Genomic DNA, 24112 nt, shown 5'->3' on the forward strand with positions numbered 1-24112 from the left:
GGTGACCGTCCTACCACTGACCGGACACCCCGATCGACCGACCGGCCGGTGCCGCCCGCGCACCGGGTTCGGCAGACTGCCGGGGTGACGAAACGCCTCCGTATCCTCCCCGTGACCACCATCGCCCTGCTCACGCTGGCCCTCGCCGGTTGCGGCGACGACCCCGGCGACGAGCGGGACGGCGGGGCGTGGGCCGACGGCCGGTCGAAGGCCCCGGCCACCAGCGAGGCGCCCCCGGCCGACGGTGCGCCGAAGGCCGCGAAGCCGGGCAGCACCCCCCGGGAGAGCCCCTCCACCCCGCCGTTCGTGCTGCCGACCAAGCAGACCAGCGCCCCCGCCGCCCGCAAGGTGGTCGACGCGTTCAAGGCCGCCGGCCTCACGGTGCCGGACCCGCGTGACCGCTCCAAGGACTGCGGCCCCAACGGTACGGGCGTCGGCTGTGCCCAACTGCTCGTCACCGACGCCGTCGCCGTGTACGTCTTCCCCGACGAGGCGAGCGCGACCAACCAGACCGACGTGTGGGGGGCCAAGGCGTACCGGGCCGGTGCGGTGGTGCTCAACTACCTGGGCACCCGGACCAGCGCCGCCGAGCAGAAGCGCTACAACGACGTCCTGGCGAAGCTCGGCTGACCCCGCCCGACGCCGGCCGGGGTGCCCCGGTCGGCGGCGCAGGCACGGGCTGCCCTGCCCGTCAGCCGCGCAGCCGTAGGCCCCGGGGGGTGGCCCGGAAACCGGCGGCGGTGAGCGCGTCGCGCAGCGGCGAGGAGTGCACCGCCTCACCGTCGGCGCGTTCCACCGACATCGCCCCCAACGCCCCGGAGTGCACCGCGTCGGCGAGCGCCTTGCCGGCGGCGGCCAACGCGTCGGCGTCGTCGGTGAAGGAGAGGATCGTCCGGCCGCCCCGCTCGACGTAGAGGGCCAGCTCGCCGCCGACCAGCACCACCACCGCCCCGGCCTTGCGCCCGGCCCGGTGCCCGCTGCCCGGGGCGGTGCCGTCACCGGAGTCGACGGCCCGTTCCGGCCAGGGCAGCGCCGCGCCGTACGGGTTGGCCGGGTCGGTGGCGGCGAGCACCGTGGTCGGCCCGTCGCCGCGCCCCCGGTCGGCCGGCTCGGCCAACGCCCGCAACCGCTCCACCGCCCCGGGCACCGCGAACTGCGCTGCCCCCAGCCCCTCCACGAAGTAGCCGCGCCGGGCCGCGCCCCGTTCCTCCAGCGCGGCCAGCACCGGGTAGACGGCGGCGAAACCCCCGACCACCTGCTCGGCCACCACCGCGCCCCGGGTCACCACCCCGTGCCGGTCGAGCAGCAGGTCGGCCAGGGCGGCGGCCCGCCGGGTCGGGTCGGTGTCCCGCTCCGGCAGCCGCGACCAGCGCCCGGCCACCGTGGGCGGGCCGCCCCGGCCGGGCAGCGCCACCCGACCGGGACGGCGGTACCGGGTCCGGGGGGCGGCCGGGCGGGACCGGTGCGCCCCGCCCGCGCCGAGCGCCGCCCGCAGCGGGGCCAGGGTGTCGTTGGTGAGCCGCCCCGCCCAGACCAGGTCCCAGATCGCCGCGGTCAGGGCGGCGTCGTCGGTGGAGCCCACCCGGTCGGCCAGCGAACGGAAGAACAGCGCCTGACCGTCGGCGAGCGCGTCCAGCACGGCGTCGTGCAGCGGGGTGCCGGCGAAGCCGTCGTCCGGCGGGGGGAGCAGCAGCGGCGCGACGTCCGCGTACGCCAGGGTGAGCCAACCGTCGCCGCCGGAGATCGCCCCCGAGCCGGCCCAGACCACCTCCCCACCGGCGCACAGCTCGTCGAGCTGGGCGGGGGAGTAGTCGGCGACCCGGGCGGGCAGCACCAGCCGCTCCCACGCCGACGCCGGCACCGCCGTGCCCTGCAACTGCTCGACGGCGGCGGCCACCGCCTCCACCCCGCGCGCCGACGAGCCGATCTGCTGCCAGCGGGGCAGGAAACCGGCCAGCACCCGGGGCGGCACCGGCTCGATCTCCCGGCGCAGCGCGGCGAGCGACCGGCGGCGCAGCAGCCGCAGCACCTCGGCGTCGCACCACTGGGTGCCGACGCTGTCCGGGACGAACTCGCCGGAGACCACCCGCCCGGTCGCGGCGAGCCGCCGCAACGCCTGCTCCACCACGAACACCCCGAGCCCGAACCGGGCGGCGCAGGTCGCGGCGGCGAACGGCGCGTGGGTACGGGCGTACCGGGCGACCAGGTCGCCGAGCGGATCGGCCACCGGCGTCAGGTACGCCTCGGCCACCCCCACGGGCAGCGCCACCCCGAGCGCGTCACGCAGCCGGGCGGCGTCCTCGATGCCCACCCAGCGGTCCTCGCCGGCGATCCGGACCCGCAGCACCCGGCGGGCCGCCGCCAGCTCGGTCAGCCAGCCCTCCGGTACGCCCCGCTCGGCCAGCTCCGCCCCGGTCAGGTCGCCGACGACCCGGAGCAGCTCGACCACGTCCTCGGCGTCGCGGGGGCGGCGCTGGTCGGTGCGCCAACGCAACTGCCGACCGGTCTCGGCGAGCACCGCCGGGTCGAGCAGCTCGCGCAGGTCGACCCGGCCGAGCAGCTCACCGAGCAGCGCCGAGTCCAGCGCCAGCGCGGCGGCCCGCCGCTCGGCCAGCGGGGCGTCCCCCTCGTAGAGGAACGCGCCGACGTAGCCGAACAGCAGCGACCGGGCGAACGGCGAGGGGCGTTCGCTCTCCACCTCGACCAGGCGGACCTTCCGGCTGGCCAGGTCGCGCATCAGCTCGGCCAGGGCGGGCTGGTCGAAGACGTCCTGGAGGCACTCCCGGGCGGCCTCCAGGGTGACCGGGAAGTCGGCGTACTCGCGGGCCACGTCGAGGAGCTGGGCGGCGCGTTGGCGTTGCTGCCACAGCGGTTGCCGGCGGCGCGGGTCCCGCCGGGGCAGCAGCAGCGACCGGGCGGCGCACTCGCGGAACCGGGCGGCGAACAGCGCGGAGGTGCCCACCGAATCCTCGACCAGCTGGGCGATCTCGTCGGGGGCGAAGACCACCACCTCCGCGCCGGGCGGCTCGTCGGCGGTGTCCGGCAGCCGCACCACGATCCCGTCGTCGGACGGCATCACCTGGGCGTCCACCCCGTAGCGTTCGGCCAGCCGGCGGCCGATGGCCAGCGCCCACGGGCCGTTGACCCGGGCGCCGAGCACGCTGTGCACGGCGAGCCGCCAGTCGCCCAGCTCGTCGCGGAACCGCTCGACCAGCACCGTGCGGTCGTCGGGCAGCGAGCGGGTGGCGGCCTGCTGTTCCCGCAGGTAGGCCATCAGATTGTCGGCCGCCCAGTCGTCCAGGCCACCGGCACGCAACGCGGCGCGGGCGGTGTCGTCGTCCTGGCGCAGCAACGCCCGGACCCGGCTGCCGATGGCCCGGCCCAGCTCGACCGGCCGGCCCAACTGGTCGCCCTTCCAGAACGGCATCCGGGCCGCCTGGCCGGGCGCGGGGGAGACCAGCACCCGGTCGGGGGTGATCTCCTCGATCCGCCAGGACGAGGAGCCGAGCAGGAAGACGTCACCGACCCGTGACTCGTAGACCATCTCCTCGTCCAGCTCGCCGACCCGGGCGGCGCGTTCCGCCCCGGCCAGGAACACCCCGAACAGGCCCCGGTCGGGGATGGTGCCGCCACTGGTGACGGCGAGGCGCTGGGCACCCGGGCGGCCGGTGAGCAGGTCGGTGGCCCGGTCCCAGACCAGCCGGGGCCGCAGCTCGGCGAAGGCGGTCGACGGGTAGCGGCCGGAGAGCATGTCGAGCACCGCGTGCAGCGCCGAGTCGGGCAGCTCGGCGAAGGGCGCGGCCCGGCGGACCAGCACCGCCAGGTCGCCGACCGACCAGGGTTCGAGGGCGACCATGGCGACGATCTGCTGGGCGAGCACGTCGAGCGGGTTGCGCGGGTAGTGCAGCTCCTCGATCGCGCCGGCCGCCATCCGCTCGGCGACCACCGTGCAGGAGAGCAGGTCGCCCCGGTGCTTGGGGAAGACCACGCCCCGGGACACCGCGCCCACCTGGTGCCCGGCCCGGCCGACCCGTTGCAGGCCGGCCGCGACGCTCGGTGGGGCCTCGATCTGCACCACCAGGTCGACCGCGCCCATGTCGATGCCCAGCTCCAGGCTGGAGGTGGCCACCACGGCGGGCAGCCGGCCGGACTTGAGCGCCTCCTCGATCTGCTTGCGTTCCTCCCGGGAGACGCTGCCGTGGTGGGCGCGGGCGATCACCGCCTCCGCGCCGGCCGCCGTGCCCGACTGGGCCATCGCCTCGGCCGGCGGGCGGGGCGTGCGCAGCGGCCCCACCGGGCCGCCCCACCGTCGCGCCCCACCCGGGTCGCCGTCCGGGTCGGCCGGCGGGCCGGTGGCGGCTTCCCGTTCCTCGGTGGCCAGCTCGTTGAGCCGGGCGCAGAGCCGCTCGGCGCTGCGCCGCGAGTTGGTGAACACGATGGTCGAGCGGTGTGCCCGGATCAGCGCGAAGACCCGTTCCTCGACGGCCGGCCAGATGGACGCCCGGCGCGGGCCGGGGCCGCCCAGGTCGTCCTCAGGCGGCTGCTCGGTCTCGTCGAGCCGGGTCATGTCCTCCACCGGGACCTGGACGCTCACCTCGATCGTCTTGGGGGTGGCCGGCTGGACCACGTCGACCGGGCGGGCGCCGCCGAGGAAGCGGGCGCAGGCGTCGATCGGCCGGACGGTGGCGGACAGGCCGATCCGCTGGGCGGGCCGGGCCAGCAGCCCGTCGAGGCGTTCCAGGGAGAGCGCCAGGTGGGCGCCGCGCTTGGTGCCGGCGACGGCGTGCACCTCGTCGACGATGACCGTCTCGACACCGCGCAGCGATTCCCGGGCGGCGGAGGTGAGCAGCAGGAACAACGATTCGGGGGTGGTGATGAGGATGTCCGGCGGGGTGCGGGCGAAGGCCCGCCGCTCGTCGGCGGGGGTGTCGCCGGTACGCATGCCGACGGTGATGTCGGGCGGTGCCACGCCGAGCCGGGTGGCCGCCTGCCGGATGCCGGCGAGCGGGGCGCGGAGGTTGCGTTCGACGTCGACCGCCAGTGCCTTGAGCGGGCTGACGTAGAGCACCCGGCAGCGGTGCCGGGCGTCGGCCGGGGGTGGGGCGTCGGCCAGCCGGTCGAGCGACCAGAGGAACGCCGCGAGCGTCTTGCCCGAGCCGGTGGGCGCGACCACCAGGGCGTTGCGGCCGGCGGCGATCGAGCGCCAGGCGCCGGTCTGGGCGGCGGTGGGAGCGGCGAAGGCGGCGGTGAACCACTCCCGGGTGGCCGGACCGAACCCGGCCGGGACCGCCGCCCCGCCCGTTGCGCCCTCCCGCCCCGTCACGCCCCCATCCTGCCCCGGCGGTGTGACATTCCGCCGGAACCGCTGATGTTCTGCCCGGCTAAGAGAAAATTGCACGCTGATTGTACGTTTTGCGGTTTAAGTATTACTTAACTGCTTGCTTGCGACCCACAACATAAAGTAACTTCTCCCGGAACGCCGCACCAGGTGAAAGGAATCGGATGTTCGTCGAGGAGCGTGGCCCGACGCCCGGCACCGACGTGCTCATCCGCAAGGTCGAAGGTCACCTCACCGCCCTGCGGACCAGTCTGCGCGGCCCCGAGCTGGCGCTCGCCGAGCGTCTCGCCGACAGCCTGCGGGAACTGGTCGTCTCCACCGCCCAGTCCAGCGCCGCCGACCGTGGTCAGGTGCGGGTCGCCGTGCACTATTTCGTGCTCCGGCGGGAGAGTCGCGGCGCGATGCTGCCGGTGCGTTCGCTCGCCGTCGCCCAGCGGGTGGTCGACAAGGTCGCCCTCCAGCTCGGCCGCCCCGACCTGCTCGTCGAGCCCCGACGTGCCCTGACGTCCGCGCTCCCCGGCGGTGACGCCCCGTCCGGTTGACCGGACGATTTCGGAGAAAACGCCCCATAGCGGGCGGAACTGGCGTGTGATCGGTGCTGGCCGGACAACTCGCCCGGCGCGCGCCGCCAGTTCGACGGGGAGGACGCGTGCTCGTACTGCTGCTCCTCCACCTGGCGGCGGCGCTCCTCGCGCCGCTGCTGGTCCGCTGGTGGGGCCCGCGCGCCTGCTACCCGCTCGCGCTGGTGCCCGCCGCCGCCCTCGGCTGGGCCCTGACCCGCACCCCGGCGGTCCGCGACGGCGGCGCGGTCGTCGAGACGTACCACTGGATCGGCCAGCTGGGCCTCGACGTGGCGCTGCGGATGACGACGCTGTCCTGGCTGATGACCCTCCTGGTCGGCGGGGTCGGCGCGCTCGTCCTGGTCTACTGCGGCCGCTACTTCGCCCCCGGCGCGGCGGGCCTGCCCCGGTTCGTCGCGGTGCTCGTCGCCTTCGCCGGGGCCATGCTCGGCCTGGTCCTCTCCGACGACCTGCTGCTGCTCTACGTCTTCTGGGAACTCACCACAGTCTTCTCCTACCTGCTCATCGGGCACAGCACCGAGCGCCGCTCCAGCCGCTGGGCGGCGGCCCAGGCGCTCACCGTCACCACCCTCGGCGGGCTGGCCATGCTGCTCGGCTTCCTGATCCTCGGCGGGCACGCCGGCACCTACCGCTGGTCGGAGATCGCCGCCGCGCCACTGCCCGGCGGCGCGACGCTGGTCGCGGCGGTGCTGCTGATCCTGACCGGCGCGCTGGCCAAATCGGCGATCGTGCCGTTCAACGGCTGGCTGCCGGTGGCGATGGCAGCGCCCACCCCGGTCAGCGCCTACCTGCACGCGGCGGCGATGGTCAAGGCCGGCGTCTACCTGATCGGCCTGCTCGCCCCGGTGCTCGCCGGCACCGGCCCGTGGCGGCCGGTGCTGCTCACCCTCGGCCTGGTCACCATGCTCGTCGGCGGCTGGGCGGCGCTGCGCCAGTGCGACCTGAAACTGCTGCTGGCCTACGGCACGGTCAGCCAGCTCGGCCTGCTGACCGTGACGATCGGCACGGGCAGCGCGGACGCCGCGCTCGCCGGGGTGGCGATGCTGCTCGCCCACGCCCTGTTCAAGGCGGCCCTGTTCCTCGTCGTCGGCATCATCGACCACGACGTCGGCACCCGCGACCTGCGGGAGCTCTCCGGCCTCGGCCGTCGGGCCCCGGCGCTGGCGGTGGTCGCCACGCTCGCCGCCGCCTCGATGGCGGGCGTGCCGCCGCTGCTCGGCTTCGTCGCCAAGGAGGCGGTCTTCGCCGCCCTGGCCACCCGCCCGGTGGTGCTCGCCGGGCTGGTCCTGGGCACCGTGCTCACCGTCGCCTACAGCATCCGCTTCCTCTGGGGCGCCTTCGCCACCCGCCCCGGCACCGCCGCGACCGCACCGGAACCGGTCCCGCTGCCGATGCTCGCCCCACCCGCCCTGCTCGCGGTCGCCGGGCTGGTCGCCGGCCCGGCCGCCGCCGCACTGAACGGCCTGCTCGGCCCGTACGCGGAACTCTTCGGCCCGCCGCACGACACGCTCGCCCTCTGGCACGGCCCGACCCCCGCCCTCGGCCTGTCCGCGCTGGCGCTGGCCGGCGGGGCCGCGCTGCACGCGGTACGCGGCCCGCTCGCCCCGGCGCTGGCCCGCTGGAAGCTGCCGTTCACCGGCAACCAGGGGTACGAGTTCGTCACCCACCGCTTCGACCGGCTCGCCATCGAGGTCACCGGGGCCACCCAGCGCGGCTCGCTGCCGCTGTACCTGGGCACCGTCCTGCTGGCCCTGGTGCTGGTGCCGGGCGCGGCCCTGCTCAGCACCGACCCGTGGCAGACCCGGATCGCGGTCTGGGACAGCCCGCTGCAACTGGTGGTGGGGCTGGTCATCGGGGTCGCGGCGGTCTTCGCGGTCAGCGCCCGACGGCGGCTGACCGCGATGCTGCTGGTCGGGGTGACCGGCTACGGCACCGCGATGCTGTTCGTGCTCTACGGGGCGCCCGACCTGGCGTTGACCCAGTTCCTGGTGGAGACCGCCACCATCGCCGTGTTCGTGCTGGTGCTGCGCCGGCTGCCGGAGCGGTTCTCGGCCCGGCCGCTGCGCCGCAGCCGGTGGGCCCGCCGGGCGCTCGGCGTCGCCGTGGGCGTGGTGCTGGCCGGGCTGGCGCTGATCGCCTCCGGGGCCCGGACCGCGGTGTCCATCTCCACCGCCTTCCCGGCGCTCGCCGTCGCCGAGGGGCACGGCCGCAACGTGGTCAACGTGACCCTGGTGGACATCCGGGCCTGGGACACCATGGGCGAGATCTCGGTGCTGGTGGTGGCCGCCACCGGGGTGGCCAGCCTGATCTTCGAGCGGTCCCGCACCGGGCCGCGACCCCGTCGGGTGGAACCCGCCGCACCCGGCCACGGCGACCGGCCGGTCTGGCTGCGGGGCGGGGCCACCCTGCACGCGCGCCGCCGGTCCATCGTCTTCGAGGTGGTGACCCGGCTGCTGTTCCACACGATCGTGCTGTTCTCGCTGTTCCTGCTCTTCTCCGGCCACAACGCACCCGGCGGCGGCTTCTCCGGTGGCCTGGTGGCGAGCCTGGCGCTGGCCGTGCGCTACCTCGCCGGCGGCCGGTACGAACTGGCCGAGGCGGCTCCGGTCGGGGCGGGCACGGTGCTCGGCGCCGGCCTGGCGATCTCCGTCGGCGGGGGTGTGGTCTCCCTGCTGACCACCGGCACCGTGCTGGAGAGCACCCGGGTCGACCTGCCGCTGCCCGGCCTCGGCGGGCCGTACCTGGTCACCTCGCTCTTCTTCGACATCGGCGTCTACCTGATCGTGGTGGGGCTGATGCTGGACATCCTGCGCAGCCTCGGCGCCGAGATCGACAGGCACATCGAGGCGGCCGGCAAGTCCGACCGGGGGCTCGTCGTCGACCACGAGGGGGACCGGCGGTGAGGGACGGCGGGGCGGGCCCGACGCTGGTGCTGGTGATCGCCGTGGGCGTGCTCACCGCCACCGGGGTGACCCTGCTGCTGGAACGCAGCCTCACCCGCATCCTGCTCGGCGTCATCCTGCTCGGCAACGGGGTGAACCTGCTCATCCTGCTCGGTGGCCGCTCCGGTGGGGCGCCGGTGGTGGGCGCCGGCCCGGACGACGAGACGAGCGACGCGCTGCCGCAGGCGATGGTGCTCACCGCCATCGTGATCACCTTCGGGCTGACCGCGTTCCTCGCCGCCGTGGCGTACCGGAGCTGGTATCTCGGCGGCGACGACGAGGTCCAGGACGACGTGGAGGACCAGCAGATCGTCGCGCTCGCCGCGCGCAACGAGGTGGCCAACGCCGACCTCGGTGGTGAGGGGCCCGGCGACGACCCCGAACAGGTGGACCCGGAACCGCCGCAGCGCCGGCCCCACCGACCGGGCGGCACCCGGTGAACCGCCTCGTGCCCGCTGCCGGTGGTGGTGCCGCTGCTCGGGGCCGCCCTCACCCTGATCCTGGTCAGCCGGCCCCGGTTGCAGCGCGCCGTCAGCGTGCTCGCGCTCACCACCAACCTGGTGGTCGCGGTGCTGCTGCTGGTACGGGCCTACCGGGACGGGCCGGTGGTGACCGAGGCGGGGGGCTGGCCGGCGCCGGTCGGCATCGTGCTGGTCGCCGACCAGCTCGCCGCGTTGATGCTGGTGGTCTCGTCGGCGGTCACGCTCTGCGTGCTGTTCTACTCCATCGGCCAGGGCCGCGCCGAGACCAGCGAATCCGCACCGGTGAGCATCTACCACCCCACCTACCTGGTGCTGACCGCCGGAATCTGCAACGCGTTCCTCGCCGGTGACCTGTTCAACCTCTTCGTCGGGTTCGAGATCCTGCTCGCGGCGAGCTTCGTGCTGATCACCCTGGGCGGCACCGAGGCCCGCATCCGCACCGGTTCGACGTACGTGGTGGTCAGCATCCTCTCCTCGATGATCTTCCTGGCCGCCGTGGGACTGGTGTACGCGGCCACCGGCACCCTCAACCTCGCGCAGCTCGCCGGCCGGCTCGACGCCCTGCCCGGCGGTGTACGGCTGGCGTTGCAGCTGATGCTGCTGCTCGCCTTCGGCATCAAGGCGGCGCTCTTCCCGCTGTCCGCCTGGCTGCCGGACAGCTACCCGACCGCCCCGGCGCCGGTCACCGCCGTCTTCGCCGGCCTGCTCACCAAGGTCGGCGTCTACGCGATCATCCGGACCGAGACGCTGCTCTTCCCCGGCGGCGAGGCGTCCACCCTGCTGATGGTGGCGGCCGGACTGACCATGGTGGTCGGCGTGCTCGGCGCGGTCGCCCAGTCGGACATGAAGCGGCTCTTCTCGTTCACCCTGGTCAGCCACATCGGCTACATGATCTTCGGGGTGGCGTTGGGCACCACCGCCGCGCTCTCCGGCGCGATCTTCTACGTGGTGCACCACATCACCATCCAGACCACCCTGTTCCTGGTCGCCGGCCTGGTCGAGGAGCGGGCCGGCAGCACCGACCTGCGCCGGCTCGGCGGGCTGGCCCGGATCGCCCCGCTGCTGGCGGTGCTCTACTTCGTCCCCGCGATGAACCTGGCCGGCATCCCCCCGTTCTCCGGTTTCCTCGGCAAGGTCGGCCTGCTCCAGGCCGGGGTGGCGCACGGCGGCGCGCTGCCCTGGGTGCTGGTCGTCGCCGGCACGCTGACCAGCCTGCTCACCCTCTACGCCGCCTCCCGGGTGTGGAACATCGCGTTCTGGCGGGCCCCGCGGCTCGCCACCGCCGACCCGGTGCCCCGGCTGCCCGCGCTGATGATCGGGGCCACCGCCGCCCTGGTGGTGCTGGGGCTGGCGCTCACCGTCGCCGCCGGCCCGCTGTTCCAGGTCACCGCCGACGCCGCCGTCGACCTGCGGCTGCGTACCCCGTACGTGCGGGCCGTGCTGCCCGGCGGCCCGTCGTGACCGGCCCGTCGCCCGCCGGGCGTACCGGCGGGTCGCCGCCGCGTACCGGCCGCCGCCGGGACCAGCTCATCGCCCTCGGCTGGCTGGTCGTGGTCTGGAACCTGCTCTGGGGGCACTTCTCCCCGGCCAACCTGCTCGCCGGCCTGCTGGTCGGCGGGGCGGTGCTGCTGTTCTTCCCGCTCCCGCCGGTCTCCTTCGGCGGTCGGCTGCGGCCCCGGGCGCTGCTCCGGCTCGCCGGGGTCTTCGTCGTCGAGCTGGTCAGCGCCAGCATCCACGTCGCCACCATCGCCGTACGCCCCGGCTTCCGCCCGCGCGGCGCGATCATCGGGGTGCGGCTGCGGGTCCGTACCGACCTGAACCTGGCGCTCACCGCCGAGCTGCTCTCCCTCGTGCCGGGCACCCTGATCGTCGAGGTCGACCGGGACGCCGGCGTCCTCTACGTGCACGTGCTCGACGTGCGGTCCCCGGCCGACCTGACCGGCAGCCGGGACCGCATCCTCGCCGTCGAGGAACGGATCGTGCGGGCCGTCGGCTCCGCCGCCGAGCTGCGGCAGCTCACCACCGAACCCACGGAGGCACCGTGACCGTCGTCCTCGCAGTCGTCCTGACCGTGCTGCTGTCGACCACCGCCCTGCTGGCGCTGGCCCGGATCTACCGTGGCCCGTCGCTGCTGGACCGGGTCATCGCCGCCGACCTGCTGCTCGCCACCATGCTCGGCGCGGTCGGCGCGGAGGCGGCGGTGAACCGGCACGCCACCACGCTGCCGGTGCTGGTGGTGCTCTCCCTGCTCGGCTTCGTCGGCTCGGTCGCCCTGGTCCGCTTCGCCGCCCGGGAGGAATCGTGACCCCGCCCGCAGGCCACCACCGGGTGCCGGGCCGGGACCCCATGCCGGGTCACGGCCGGGTGCCGGGTCACGGCCGGGTCGCGTCGGTTCCGGCCGGGGGAGGGCGGGCGTGAGCGTGGGTACGGTGATCGACTGGCTGGCCGCCGTCGCCCTGGTCTGCGGGGCGCTGCTCAGCCTCGCCGCCGGGATCGGCGTGCTGCGCTTCCCGGACGTGCTGGACCGGATGCACGCCGCCACCAAACCCCAGGTGCTCGGGGTGCTGCTGTTGCTGCTGGGGCTGGCGCTGCGGCTGCGTACCGCCGCCGACCTGGGCATGATCATGCTGGTCGGGGTCTTCCAGCTGGCCACCGCCCCGGTGGCCGCCCAGATGATCGGCCGGGCCGCCTACCGGTCCGGCCGGGTCGACCGCAGCCTGCTCGACGTCGACGAACTTGCCGAGGACCCGCCCCGGACCGGTGAATAGCGGGACGAGCAGGAACTTTGTCCCCACCCTCAGCGGGCGTCCAGCAACCGCCGATAGAATTACGGCATGATCGACTCTTCTGCCCAGGAGGGCAGCAGTAGCCAGCCGGGTCGTGCCCGGCAATCCCCCGCCCCGACGTCCACGGGAGCCCTGAGCGACCCGTGTTGATCGTCGTCGGCCTCGCACTCATCATCGTTCTCACCGCCGCCACCGGCTACTTCGTAGCCCAGGAGTTCGGCTACGTCGCCGTGGACCGGGGCAAGCTCAAGCAGCTCGCCGACGACGGCGACGCCAAGGCCGCCCGCGCCCTGGAGGTCACCGGGCGGCTGTCGTTCATGCTCTCCGGGGCGCAGCTCGGCATCACCGTGACCGCCCTGCTGGTCGGTTACGCCGCCGAACCCTACCTCGGTGCCGGGCTGGCCGAGCTGCTCGGCGGCGTGGGCGTCTCCACCGCCGTCAGCCTGCCGCTGTCAGTGGCGTTGGCGCTGGTCATCGCCACCGTCGTGCAGATGGTCCTCGGTGAACTCGCCCCCAAGAACCTGGCCATCGCCCGCCCCGAGGTATTGGCGCGGGCGCTGAGCCGGTCCACCCTGATCTATCTGAAGATCGCCGGGCCGCTGATCACGCTCTTCGACCGGGCCGCCGTCCGGCTGTTGCGTCGGGTCGGCATCGAGCCGATCGAGGAACTGCCCAGCGGCGCCACCCCGGCCGACCTGGAGCAGATCATCGCCGAGTCCCGGGAGGAGGGGCACCTCGACGCCGAGATGTCCGACCTGCTCGACCGGGGTCTCGACTTCCGGGAGCTGACCGCCGGGGAGGCCATGGTGCCCCGGGTCGACGTGCACACCATCCGGTCGCACGAACCGGTCAGCCGGGTGGTCGAGCTGCTCGACACCGGTCACTCCCGGTTTCCGGTACGCGGCGTCGACGGCGTCGACGACCTCGTCGGCGTGGTCGGCATCGCCGACGTGCTCGGGGTGCCGCCGGCCGAGCGCGCCACCACCCCGGTCAGCGCGGTGGCCGTACCGCCGCTGCTGGTGCCGGAGACGTTGCCGCTGCCCACGGTGCTGGACCGGCTGCGGTCCGGGCACCGGCAGCTCGCCTGCGTGGTCGACGAGTACGGCGGCTTCGCCGGCGTGATCACGCTGGAGGACATCGCCGAGGAACTCGTCGGACCGATCCGCGACGAGGACGACCCGCCCGAGCCGGCTCCGATCCGGCAGGACGACGGCTCCTGGGTGGTGCCGGCCCGCTGGCGGATCGACGAGGTCGCCGACAGCACCGGCATCGCCCTGCCCGAGGCCCCCGAGTACGACACCCTCTCCGGGCTGGTCATGCGGGAGCTGGGCCGGGTGCCCGAGGTGGGTGACCGGCTGGAGATCAGCCTGCCGGTCGACCCCGACGAGCCGGCGGAACGGCCGACGGCCCTGGTCGAGGTGCTCGCCGTGGACCGGCACGTGGCCGACTCCGTCCGGCTCACCCTGGCCGGCGACCAGAACCCCGACGGACAGCCCCCGGCCACCCACGGCGGAGGGGACCGACGTCGCGGGACGAACGTCCGCACCACCGGCGACGGGGGCGACCGACGCGGCGGCGCGAACGCCAGGGCCACCGGCGGCGGTGCCGACGTGCGCGTCACCCAGGGTCGGGAGGAGCGGGCATGAGCCCCACCGTCGCACTGCTGGTCTCGGTGCTGCTGCTCGCCCTCAACGGATTCTTCGTGGCCGCCGAGTTCGCCCTGGTGGCGGCCAAGCGCTACCGGCTGGAACAGACCGCCGCCTCGGGCAGCCGGGCCGCCCGCGCCGCCCTGGACGGGGTACGGGAACTCTCCCTGATGCTGGCCGGCGCGCAGCTCGGCATCACCCTGTGCACCCTGGGGCTGGGTGCGCTGGCCGAACCGGCGATCGAACACCTGATCAGCCCGCTGCTGCACACCGTCGGCCTGCCGGAGGCGGCCAGCCACATCGTCGCGTTGATCTTCGCGTTGGGGCTGGTGACGTTCCTGCACCTGGTGGTCGGCGAGATGGCCCCGAAGTCGTGGGCGATCACCGACGCCGAGCGCTCGGCGACGCTGCTGGCGCTGCCGTTCCGGGCCTTCGCCCGGGTCGCCCGCCCGGTGCTGTCCCTGCTCAACGCTTTGGCCAACGCGATGCTGCGGCTGGTCGGGGTGCAACAGCAGGACCAGCTCGCCCAGGTCCACGGCCCGGACGAGCTGCGCATCCTGCTCGAACAGTCCCGCGAGCACGGGCTGCTCGGCGCCGAACAACACCAGATGCTGACCAGCATGCTGGAGTTGCAGGGCACCACCGTCGCCCAGGTGATGGAACCCTTCGACCAGATCGTCACCGTCCACCGCAACGACACCGCCGAGCGGATCGAGCAGGTCAGCCGGGACAGCGGCCGGTCCCGGCTCGCCGTCCTCGACGACGGCGGCGAGGTGTGCGGGCTGGTGCACGTACGGGAGGCCGTCCGGGCCGTCACCACCAGCCGGGCGGCCACCGCCGCCGAGCTGATGACCCGGTCGTTCACCCTGCCCGCCACCTCATCGGTCACCGAGGCGGTCGCCGCGATGCGCGCCGACCAGGCTCAGTTGGCGCTGGTCCGCAACGGCGGCGGCCCGACCCGGCCGATCGGTTTCGTGGCGCTGGAGGACCTCCTCGAAGAGGTCATCGGCGAGTTCGACGACGAGACCGACCCGATCCCCCGGGGCCGCCGCATGCGCTGACGGTCGTACCGCCCGTCGTTCTGCAAGATCGACTTAACGGGGGCGATGTGGTGGTGTCGCAGTGGGGTTGACACCGCTACATTGCCCCCATCGCGTCGATCAACGAGGCTGCGCGCCCCGCCCGGCCGGTGTCCGGGTGGAGGAGTGCCGGGCCGGTGAGTGGGAACCCGCACGGTCATGCGGTTGACCGGGGTGTCCCGGGAATCCGGTGTGACCGGGTTGTCGGTGAGCACCACCCTCACCAATCCGAGCACCCGCCCGGGGCTGCGGCTGCCGGGGCGGGTGACCCTCAGCGCCGGGTCGCAGGACGTGCCGATCCGGCACGTACGGCTGGGTCTGGTGGCGACCGCCGAACCGGAGGACCCCCGTTCGCCCCGTCGCCTCGTGCAGTACCACCAGGTGCCGGTGGGGGGACGGTTCGTCGTACCGGCGGGGCGGCGGCGGGCCATCGACTTCGCCGTACCGCTGCCGTGGGAGACCCCGGTGACGATCTTCGGCGGGGTGCCGTTGATGAGCCTGCGTACCGGGCTGCGTACCGAGGTGTCGGTGGACCCGGAGCTGGAACAGGGCGCGATGGTGCCGATCTTCGTCCATCCGCTGCCCACCCAGCAGCATGTGCTCGCCGCGCTGGACACGCTGGGGTTCGTCCTGCGGCAGGCGGGTCTGGTGTCGAGCCGGTTGCCGGGGGTCGCGCAGACCCTGCCGGTGCACCAGCGGCTCGGGTACTGGGTCGCCCCGCTCTACGCCGGACCGATCACCGAGCTGGAGCTGATCTTCGTGACCAATTCCGCCGGCCTGGAGGTGCTGCTCTGGATGGACCGGCGGCTGTCGTTGACCGGGATCAGTCACCAGAGCATCAGCCGGTTCCGGGTCTGGCACACCGGTGCCGACCAGCAGGACTGGGTCTCGGTGGTGGACGGCTGGTTGCGTACGGCGATCGACCGGCACGCGGCGGCGGCCTCGGACGCCCACTGGTCGGCCCGGATCACCGAGTCGGCCCACGTCAGCCGACCGCCGGACGAACCGGTGCGGCCGGGCTTCGGGTTGGGTGGCACCGCCGGTGGTGGGGGAATCGGCGGCGGGGGTGGCGACGGCACCTGACCCGCCGACCGCAGCGGGCATCGGTGGGTCAGGCGCCGTGTGTCGTGGGAGGGACGGGGCGGGTCAGACCGAGGCGGTGGCGAGTTTGATGCCGAAGCCCAGGAAGAGCATTCCGACGCCGGTGGTGGCCCCGGCGGCCAACCGGCGACGCTGCCGGAACTGGGCGGCCAGGAAGGTGCCCGCGAAGATCAGCGCGGTCAGGTAGAGCGCGCTGGTCACCTGGGCGATCAGCCCGAGCAGCAGGAACGACAGCGCCGGCCAGGCGTAGCCGGGGTCGACGAACTGGATGAAGAACGAGATGAAGAAGAGGATCGCCTTCGGGTTGAGCAGGCTGATCACCAGCGCCTTGCGGAACGGGCTGTGCAGCGCCTCCGGCTCGGCGGCGTCGATCAGCCGGGGTGTCGCGGGGTCGTTGCGGTCACGCCACCGCCGCCAGGCCCCCCGCAGCATGGTCAGCCCGACGTAGCCCAGGTAGGCCGCGCCGGCGTACTTGATCACGAGGAAGAGCGGTGGGTACGCCTTGAGCAGCGACGCCACCCCGGCGGCGGAGAGGATCATCAGCACCGAGTCGCCGAGGAAGACCCCGCCTGCCGCCCGGTAGCCGGTCGCCACGCCGCGCTTGGCGGCGGTGGAGAGCACGAAGAGGGAGTTCGGCCCCGGCAGCAGGATGATCGCCACCGTGCCCAACACGTACGTCCAGATGTCGGTGATGCCCAGCACGCCCGTCATCCTCGCTCCGCAGGTGTCGTACGGCGAAGCCATTCCCGCAGCCTGGCCTGTGCGTTCGGCCACTCGTCGATGGTCATGGCGTACTGCACGGTGTCCCGCCAGGAGCCGTCCGGGCGCTGCCGGTGCATCCGCAGCACGCCCTCCCGGGTCGCGCCGAGCCGGGCGATCGCGGCCTGCGACCGGGTGTTGCGGATGTCGGTCTGCCAGACCACCCGCACCGCCCCCAGCTCGTCGAACGCCCGACCGAGCAGCAACAGCTTGGCCTCGGTGTTGACGGCGCTGCCCCACCATGGCCGGCCGAGCCAGGTGTACCCGATGGTGACGCAGCGCCGCGCCGGGTCGAGGTCGTAGTAGGAGGTCGACCCGATGACCGCCCCGGTGCGGGCGCAGCGCTGCACCCACGGCACCCGTTCGCCGCGTCGCCGGGCGTCCAGCGCGGTGGTGACGACGGCCCGCATCGCGACCGGGTCGGCGGGTGTCGGGTGGCTCAGGTGGGCCCAGACCTCCGGTTCGGCGGTGGCGGTGAAGAGGTCGTCGGCGTGCGCCGTGGTGAGCGGTTCCAGCAGCACGTGCGCGCCGCGCAGCGGTACCGGCTCGTACCACGGCGACGCGGCGGAATCCGGGCCCGGCGGCCCGGTGACCTGCGCTCCCGACGCGGCGGCCCCGGCGCCGTCGGGCGGCCCGGTGAGGTACGCCGGACCGGGGCGTGCCGGTCCGTCCGGCTCCGGCACCGGGGTGCCGGACAGGTAGGCCGGCAGCGGGGCGGCCACCCCGGCGTCGGGCTCCGGCGGGCCGGCGACCTGCCGCAGCGGCACCACCCCCGCCCAGTACGGCAGGTCGAGGTCGGCGGGTTCGTCGCGCACCCCGCCGGTGCGGGCCCGGACCGACACCTCGTGCAGCGGCAGGGCCAGGACGGCCGTCTCGGCCAGCTCCCGCCGGCTCGGTGGGCGGCTGTCGGCGGCCCGCCCGGCGGCGGCCTTCTCGACCAGGGCGGTGAGCACCGTGCGCTTGTCGTCCTCGCTGGTCACCAGGTGGGCGGTGCCGTGGGCGACGACCGAGCGGTAGTTGGCGCTGTGGTGGAACTGGGAGCGGCCGTAGACCAGCCCGTCGAGCAGGGTGACCGTGACGCAGACCGGCAGCCCGGCGTCGCCCCGGGCGGCGAGCAGCGGGCGGCTGCCGGTGGAGCCGTGCAGGTAGAGGGTGTCGCCGACGCGGACGTGCAGGGTGGGCAGCAGTCGCGGTTCACCGTCGACCACGAAACCCAGCACGCAGTGGTAGGCCTCGTCGAGCACCGCGTGGGCGGCGGCCCGGTCGTAGCTCATCCGGTCCCGGCTGCGGCTGGCGGTGGTGCGTGCGGTCGGCGCGTACATGTGACATCCCGCCTTTGTTCTAGTACGATACTGGAACTGTGGCAGCACATTATCAGATCCTCGGGTCCACGTCCGCCGCGATTTCGGCGAGCGTGGAGACCGGTATCCGCAGCGGCGCGCTCGCCGCCGGTGACGCGTTGCCGCCCGTCCGCGCCCTCGCCACCGCGCTGGCGGTCAGCCCGGCCACCGTCGCCCGCGCCTACCAGGAGCTTCGCCAGCGGGGTCTGGTGGTCACCGCCGGCCGGCACGGCACCCGGGTGCGGCCCCGGCCGCCGGTCGCCCCCCGCCGCGCCGTGCGACCCCCGGCCCCCGCCCCCAACACCCGGGACGTGTCCCACGGGCAACCCGATCCCCGGCTCCTGCCGCCGCTCGGCCCGCACCTGGCCGCGCTCGCCGCAGTGGTCGGCCCACCCGTCGGGTACGCCACGACCGGGGTGCACCCCGCCCTGGCCGAGGCCGCCCGCTCCCGGTTGGCCGCCGACGGGGTGCCCGCCGACGAGTTGACCGTGACCGGGGGCGCGCTCGACGGCATCGAACGGCTGCTCGCCACCCACCTGCGCCCCGGTGACGCGGTGGGCCTGGAGGACCCGGGCTGGGCCAACCTGCTCGACCTGGTCGCCGCGCTCGGGCTGCGGCCGGTCGGCTTCCCGGTCGACGACGAGGGGCCCGTCGTGTCCGGGGTGCACGACGCCGTCGCCCTCGGGGTGCGGGCGCTGGTGGTGACCAGTCGGGCGCAGAATCCGACAGGCGCCGCCGTCTCCGCCGGCCGGGCCGGGGAACTGCGTGCCCTGCTCGCCGGCCGCCCCGACCTGCTGCTGATCGAGGACGACCACGCCGCCGAGCTGTCCCGGCTGCCGGTGCACCCGCTGGCCGGGGCAACCCCGACCTGGGCGTTCGTCCGCTCGGTGAGCAAGCCCTACGGGCCCGACCTGCGGCTGGCGGTGCTGGCCGGTGACGAGGTGACGGTGTCCCGGGTGGCCGGCCGGGCCCGGGTGGGGGCCGGCTGGGTCTCCACCGTCCTGCAACGACTCGTCCTGTCGCTCTGGCGTGATCCGGCCACCACCGCCCTGGTCGACCGGGCCGCCGACGCCTACGAACGTCGCCGTCGCGGGCTGCTCGCCGCGCTCGCCGACCGGGGCGTGGCGGGGCACGGCCGCAGCGGCATCAACGTCTGGCTGCCGGTGCCCGACGAGACCGCCACGGTCACCGCGCTGCGCGACGCCGGTTGGTCGGTCGCGCCCGGCGGCCTCTCCCGGCTCGGCAGTCCGCCCGCCGTCCGGATCACGGTCAGCGCGCTCGACGACGCCGACCTCGTACCGCTGGCCGACGCGGTGGCGGCGGCGGTCCGTCCCGCCGGCCCGGTCGGTTTCACCGCCTGACCCGCGCCGTCGTCCTGCCCCCGCCCGGCTACCCGGGGGCGGAGGCCGGCGGCGTGGTCAATCCCGCCGGGCGTACGAAGATCTTCCGGCGGTAGACCGCACCGCCGGCCGCGTCCAGTTGGTAGCCCTCCATCTCACGGCAGCGCACGTACATCCTGATCAGCCGCCGGGTTTTCCCGCCTCCGGCCGCTGTCCTCAAGATGGGCCGGAGCTGGCTCACGTCCGATGTGGAGGCGCGGATCGCCGAGAAGCGTCCGCACCTGCTCGAAAGCGACGAGGAAGCGTAGGGACCCGCCGGGCGGACGGGACGCCCGGCGGGTCCCTCGTGGACTCCCGACGCGACCGGGTAGAACAGTCGCCATGGCCGAGCAGACCGACGCACCCGGTGCCCAGCAGTTCATCCCGCCGCAGGCCGGCACACTGGCCGAGCTGCGGGCCGCAGCCGCCGGTTGCCGGGGCTGCGAGCTGTACCGGGACGCCACCCAGACCGTCTTCGGCCGGGGCGACGAGAGCGCCCGGGTGGTGTTCGTCGGCGAGCAGCCCGGCGACCTGGAGGACCAGCACGGGCTGCCCTTCGTCGGTCCGGCCGGCCGGCTGCTGCGCCGGGCGGTCGACGACGCCGGCCTCGACCCGGCCCACCTCTACATCACCAACGCGGTGAAGCACTTCCGGCACGAGCTGCGCGGCCGGCGTCGTATCCACCAGACCCCGGACCGGGTGCACATCGTCGCCTGCCGGCCGTGGCTGGTCGCCGAGTTCGCCCGGCTCCGCCCCGACCTGGTGGTGGTGCTCGGCGCGACGGCGGCGAAGGCCCTGCTCGGCCCGACGTTCCGGGTCACCCGGCAGCGCGGCGAACTACTGCCCTGGCCCGCCGCCGCCGAGCGTCCGGAGGACTTCACCCGGGTCCCGGTGGACCGCGCCGGCACGGTCGCCGACGCGCCCGCCGCCCGGGTGCTGGCCACCATCCACCCGTCGGCGGTGCTGCGCGCCGACAACCAGGACGTCGCCTACCGGGGGCTGGTGGACGACCTCACGGTGGCCGCCCGCGCCCTGACCGGCTGACCGCCGGGCCGCGCGCCCGGGAACTCCGGTCGTGCCCCGGAACTCCCGGCCGTGCCCGGATTCGGCAACCCCGGCCGTGCCCGGCTCCGGCGTACCCGGAACCCCGGCTCCACCGGGAACCCCGGTGCGGGCGGGCGGACGGCTGCGCGAGGATGGCCTCCCCGGACGAGGAGCTGCGATGACCGTCGACCTGCGCGTGCCCGCCCGGCCCGACGTCGCCCCGATCCAGCGACGCACGTTGCGGCTGCTCTTCGCCACCCAGATCGTCGGTGGGGTCGGGGTGGCGATCGGGATCTCCGTCGGGGCGCTGCTGGCGGCCCGGGTCGCCGGCACCGCCGTGGCCGGGCTGGCGCAGAGCTGCGGGGTGGTCGGCGCGGCGCTGCTCGCCGTACCGGTCACCCGGATCATGAACGGGCACGGGCGGCGGCCGGGGCTGGTGGTGGCCTACCTGACCGGGGCGGTCGGGGCGCTGCTGGTGGTGCTCGCCACGGTCACCGGCGGGGTGCCGCTGCTCTTCCTCGGGATGCTGCTGTTCGGCGGCGGCACGGCGGCCAACCTCCAGGCCCGCTACACGGCGGTGGACCTGGCCGAGCCGGCCCGTCGGGGCCGGCAGCTCTCCCTGGTCGTCTGGGCCACCACCATCGGCTCGGTGGCGGCGCCCAACTTCGCCGCGCTCGCCGACCGGGTCACCCGGTCCTGGGGGCTGCCGTCGCTGGCCGGCCCGTTCGCGTTCAGCGCCGTCGCGTTCGGCCTGGCTGCGGTCGTACTGCTGCTGTTGCTGCGGCCAGACCCGCTGCTCACCGCGCGGCGGCTCGCGGCGGCCGACGCCGGGACGCCGCCGCCGGCCGGGGCCGCCGGATCGGCAGCGACGGAGACCACGCCGGGCGGGCGGCGGGCCGGCATGCGGGCGGCCTGGCGGGTGGTGCGTGGCCGGCCGGCGGCCCGGCTGGGCATCGCCGGCGTCGCGGTCGGCCACCTGGTGATGGTCGCGGTGATGGCGATGACCCCGGTACGCCTCGGCGAGTCGCACTCCGACGCGGACGTGCTTCGGGTCGTCGGCATCGTGCTGAGCCTGCACATCGCCGGCATGTACGCGTTCTCGCCGGTGGTGGGCTGGCTCACCGACCGGTGGGGCCGGCGTGCGGTGATCCTCGTCGGCGTCGGCACCCTGCTGGCGGCGTGCGCGGTCGCCGGCACCGCCGGGCACCACACGCCGCGACTGTCGGTCGGCCTGGCGCTGCTCGGGCTGGGCTGGTCGGCGACCATGGTGGCCGGTTCGACGCTGCTGTCCGAGGCGGTGCCGTCCCGGGTCCGCCCCAGCGTGCAGGGGCTCTCCGACCTGACGATGGGGCTGGCCGGGGCGGGCGCGGCGGCGGCCAGCGGGTTTGTCATGCGGGTGGCGGGTTATCCGACCCTGACCCTGCTGGCGGCGATCGCGGTGGTGCCGCTGGTGGCGCTAGCGTTGCGCCGGGTGCCACCGACGGCACCCGACGAGGAGGAGTGATCACGTGCGGCTGACCGACTTCTGGACCCGGCTGGACGAGGCGTTCGGGTCGGCCTACGCGGCCAGCATCGCCAGTGACCAGGTGCTCTCCCAACTCGACGGGCGGACCATCGAGCAGGCCCTCGCGGCCGGTGAGCAGACCCACGTCGTGTGGCGGGCGGTGGTCGCCGCGTACCCCGACCGGGTGCCCGTACGGCTACGCTGAGCTGCCGTTCCGGCACTTCCGCGTGTCGCTTGCCGGCTCGTACACCTGTTCGGCTATTGTCCACAGCGGGGTGCTCGTCCACAGCTCGCGGCCCGTCGGCTGGTTTTCTGTCGGACCCAGCGCCTAGCGTGTCCGCGTGACGCGAAGCTCAGGAAAGACGCCGGCGAAGGCAGGAGTGGCAAACATGGCCGCAGGGCCCGACCGGGAGAAGGCACTCGACCTTGCTCTCGCTCAGATCGACAAGCAGTTCGGCAAGGGGTCGGTGATGCGGCTGGGCGAGCGCCCGGTCGTCCAGACCTCGGTCATCCCGACCGGTTCCATCGCGCTCGACGTGGCGCTCGGCGTGGGCGGTCTGCCCCGGGGCCGGGTCGTCGAGATCTACGGCCCCGAGTCCAGCGGTAAAACCACGGTCGCCCTGCACGCGGTGGCCAACGCCCAGCGGGCCGGCGGCATCGCCGCCTTCGTCGACGCCGAGCACGCGCTCGACCCCGACTACGCGAAGGCGCTCGGTGTCGACACCGACGCCCTGCTGGTCTCCCAGCCGGACACCGGCGAGCAGGCGCTGGAGATCACCGACATGCTGGTCCGCTCCGGCGCGATCGACATCATCGTGATCGACTCGGTGGCGGCCCTGGTGCCGCGCGCCGAGATCGAGGGCGAGATGGGCGACAGCCACGTCGGCCTCCAGGCCCGGCTGATGAGCCAGGCGCTGCGGAAGATCACCGGCGTGCTCAACAACACCGGCACCACGGCGATCTTCATCAACCAGCTCCGCGAGAAGATCGGCGTCATGTTCGGCTCGCCCGAGACGACCACCGGTGGTCGGGCGCTGAAGTTCTACGCCTCGGTCCGGCTCGACGTGCGCCGCATCGAGAGCCTCAAGGACGGCACCGACGTGGTCGGTAACCGCACCCGGGTCAAGGTCGTGAAGAACAAGGTCGCCGCGCCGTTCAAGCAGGCCGAGTTCGACATCATGTACGGCAAGGGCATCTCCCGCGAGGGCTCGCTGATCGACGTCGGCGTGGAACAGGCGATCATCCGCAAGTCGGGTGCCTGGTACACCTACGACGGTGACCAGCTCGGCCAGGGCAAGGAGAAGGCCCGGGAGTTCATGAAGGAGAACCCGGACGTGGCCGCCGAGATCGAGAAGAAGATCCTGGAGAAGCTCGGCGTCGGGGTCGGCGCGGGTGATGCCGCCGGTGGCCCTGAGCTGCCGCCTGTCGACTTCTGACCGGTCGCGCCCCGATGGCAGGACGACGCGCCCGCGCGGGGCGGGGCTGGGACGCCGCCCCACCCCGCGCGGGTGCCGAGGACACGATGCCCCGCCCCCGGCGAGGTCGCCGGGGGGCGTCGGACGGGACCGAGCCGACATCAGGTGAGCCGACGCCCCGGGACGAGGGCGAGCTGGCCCGGGAGATCTGCCTGCGGCAGCTCGCGGTGCGCCCGCGTACCCGGGCCGAGCTGGCCGGGGCGCTGGCGAAGAAGGGCATCTCCGACGAGGTGTCCGCCCAGGTGCTCGACCGCTACGACGAGGTCGGCATCATCGACGACGCGGCCTTCGCCCGTGCGTGGGTCTCCAGCCGGCACAACGGTCGCGGGCTGGCCCGCCGGGCGCTCGCCAACGAGCTGCGCCAGCGCGGCGTGGACGGCGAGGTGGCCAGCGAGGCCCTCGGCGAGCTGGACGAGGAGACCGAGGCGCAGACCGCCCGCGCCCTGGTCGACCGGAAGCTGCGGACCGCCCGGGGAGAGCCCGACGCGGTGTTCCGCCGGCTGGTCGGCATGCTCGCCCGCAAGGGTTACCCGCCCGGGTTGGCGATCCGGGCGGTGAAGGACGCCCTGACCGCGCAGAGCGCCGAGGCGGCCGAGTTCGCCGAGCAGATCGACGCCGACGCGTTGGCCGACGCCGAGGGCGAGCGGGGCTGACCG

The 24112-nt window shown here is 74.4% G+C and carries 18 protein-coding genes and 2 pseudogenes; 17 read left to right on the forward strand and 3 right to left on the reverse strand.

Translation table 11 applies throughout. The features are described 5' to 3' along the window. Positions 1-111: 111 nt before the first annotated feature. Positions 112-630 (forward strand): hypothetical protein, encoded by a 519-nt coding sequence (locus FJK98_RS08015; RefSeq protein WP_145918456.1) that lies wholly within the window; start codon positions 112-114, stop codon positions 628-630. A 61-nt stretch (positions 631-691) separates the two neighbouring features. Here the strand turns inward: FJK98_RS08015 and FJK98_RS08020 are convergent. Beyond that, a pseudogene (locus FJK98_RS08020) lies at positions 692-5275 on the reverse strand (ATP-dependent helicase); the annotation flags it as partial. Between the two features lie 227 nt (positions 5276-5502). Between FJK98_RS08020 and FJK98_RS08025 the strand changes: the two are divergent. The 10 genes and pseudogenes from FJK98_RS08025 to FJK98_RS08070 all read left to right on the forward strand — a co-directional run bounded on the left by FJK98_RS08025 (position 5503) and on the right by FJK98_RS08070 (position 15937). Next, positions 5503-5880, forward strand: a complete 378-nt coding sequence (locus FJK98_RS08025) for a hypothetical protein (RefSeq protein ID WP_145918458.1) — start codon at positions 5503-5505, stop codon at positions 5878-5880. A gap of 107 nt (positions 5881-5987) precedes the next feature. Then, positions 5988-8822, forward strand: coding sequence for a Na+/H+ antiporter subunit A (locus FJK98_RS08030; protein ID WP_145918459.1), 2835 nt, complete (start codon positions 5988-5990; stop codon positions 8820-8822). After that, a complete protein-coding gene (locus FJK98_RS08035) occupies positions 8819-9301 on the forward strand; it encodes a Na(+)/H(+) antiporter subunit C (protein WP_145918460.1) in 483 nt (160 codons plus the stop codon). Before FJK98_RS08030 ends, FJK98_RS08035 begins: the two co-directional genes overlap by 4 nt. A 24-nt stretch (positions 9302-9325) precedes the next feature. Then, entirely contained in the window at positions 9326-10804 is a 1479-nt protein-coding gene (locus FJK98_RS08040) for a Na+/H+ antiporter subunit D (protein ID WP_240762686.1), read from the forward strand. Beyond that, complete coding sequence (locus FJK98_RS08045) at positions 10801-11388, forward strand: Na+/H+ antiporter subunit E (RefSeq protein WP_145918462.1); 588 nt, start codon at positions 10801-10803, stop codon at positions 11386-11388. The genes FJK98_RS08040 and FJK98_RS08045 overlap by 4 nt, the downstream gene beginning before the upstream one ends. Beyond that, complete coding sequence (locus tag FJK98_RS08050) at positions 11385-11648, forward strand: monovalent cation/H+ antiporter complex subunit F (RefSeq protein WP_145918463.1); 264 nt, start codon at positions 11385-11387, stop codon at positions 11646-11648. Before FJK98_RS08045 ends, FJK98_RS08050 begins: the two co-directional genes overlap by 4 nt. Before the next feature lie 115 nt (positions 11649-11763). Further along, a complete protein-coding gene (gene mnhG / locus FJK98_RS08055) occupies positions 11764-12111 on the forward strand; it encodes a monovalent cation/H(+) antiporter subunit G (RefSeq protein ID WP_145922634.1) in 348 nt (115 codons plus the stop codon). Positions 12112-12272: 161 nt separating this feature from the next. Next, a pseudogene (locus FJK98_RS08060) lies at positions 12273-13625 on the forward strand (hemolysin family protein); the annotation flags it as partial. Between the two features lie 146 nt (positions 13626-13771). Further along, on the forward strand, positions 13772-14836 hold the full coding sequence (locus FJK98_RS08065; protein WP_145918464.1) for a hemolysin family protein: 1065 nt from the start codon (positions 13772-13774) through the stop codon (positions 14834-14836). A gap of 177 nt (positions 14837-15013) precedes the next feature. Further along, positions 15014-15937: a sporulation protein gene (locus tag FJK98_RS08070; RefSeq protein ID WP_145922635.1), complete on the forward strand. Its 924-nt coding sequence runs from the start codon at positions 15014-15016 to the stop codon at positions 15935-15937. 63 nt (positions 15938-16000) lie between these two features. Here the strand turns inward: FJK98_RS08070 and leuE are convergent, their stop codons facing one another. Further along, on the reverse strand, positions 16001-16666 hold the full coding sequence (gene leuE, locus FJK98_RS08075) for a leucine efflux protein LeuE (protein WP_145918465.1): 666 nt from the start codon (positions 16664-16666) through the stop codon (positions 16001-16003). Continuing rightward, positions 16663-18036, reverse strand: a complete 1374-nt coding sequence (locus FJK98_RS08080; protein ID WP_145918466.1) for a bifunctional pyridoxamine 5'-phosphate oxidase family protein/GNAT family N-acetyltransferase — start codon at positions 18034-18036, stop codon at positions 16663-16665. Before FJK98_RS08080 ends, leuE begins: the two co-directional genes overlap by 4 nt. A 38-nt stretch (positions 18037-18074) precedes the next feature. Here FJK98_RS08080 and FJK98_RS08085 point away from each other — a divergent pair, with 38 nt between their 5' ends. The 6 genes from FJK98_RS08085 (at position 18075) to FJK98_RS08110 (ending at position 24109) form a co-directional block, all read left to right on the forward strand. Then, positions 18075-19415 (forward strand): aminotransferase class I/II-fold pyridoxal phosphate-dependent enzyme, encoded by a 1341-nt coding sequence (locus tag FJK98_RS08085; RefSeq protein WP_145918467.1) that lies wholly within the window; start codon positions 18075-18077, stop codon positions 19413-19415. 360 nt (positions 19416-19775) lie between these two features. Then, positions 19776-20477 (forward strand): UdgX family uracil-DNA binding protein, encoded by a 702-nt coding sequence (locus FJK98_RS08090; protein WP_145918468.1) that lies wholly within the window; start codon positions 19776-19778, stop codon positions 20475-20477. A 178-nt stretch (positions 20478-20655) separates the two neighbouring features. Further along, positions 20656-21981 (forward strand): MFS transporter, encoded by a 1326-nt coding sequence (locus tag FJK98_RS08095; protein WP_145918469.1) that lies wholly within the window; start codon positions 20656-20658, stop codon positions 21979-21981. Between the two features lie 4 nt (positions 21982-21985). Next, complete coding sequence (locus FJK98_RS08100; protein WP_145918470.1) at positions 21986-22186, forward strand: DUF3046 domain-containing protein; 201 nt, start codon at positions 21986-21988, stop codon at positions 22184-22186. A gap of 184 nt (positions 22187-22370) precedes the next feature. Next, positions 22371-23417, forward strand: a complete 1047-nt coding sequence (gene recA / locus FJK98_RS08105) for a recombinase RecA (RefSeq protein ID WP_088647146.1) — start codon at positions 22371-22373, stop codon at positions 23415-23417. A 14-nt stretch (positions 23418-23431) separates the two neighbouring features. Next, on the forward strand, positions 23432-24109 hold the full coding sequence (locus FJK98_RS08110; protein WP_145918471.1) for a regulatory protein RecX: 678 nt from the start codon (positions 23432-23434) through the stop codon (positions 24107-24109). The last annotated feature ends 3 nt before the right edge of the window (positions 24110-24112 follow it).

This window comes from Micromonospora sp. HM134 (assembly GCF_007833915.1).
Classification (GTDB): domain Bacteria; phylum Actinomycetota; class Actinomycetes; order Mycobacteriales; family Micromonosporaceae; genus Micromonospora; species Micromonospora wenchangensis.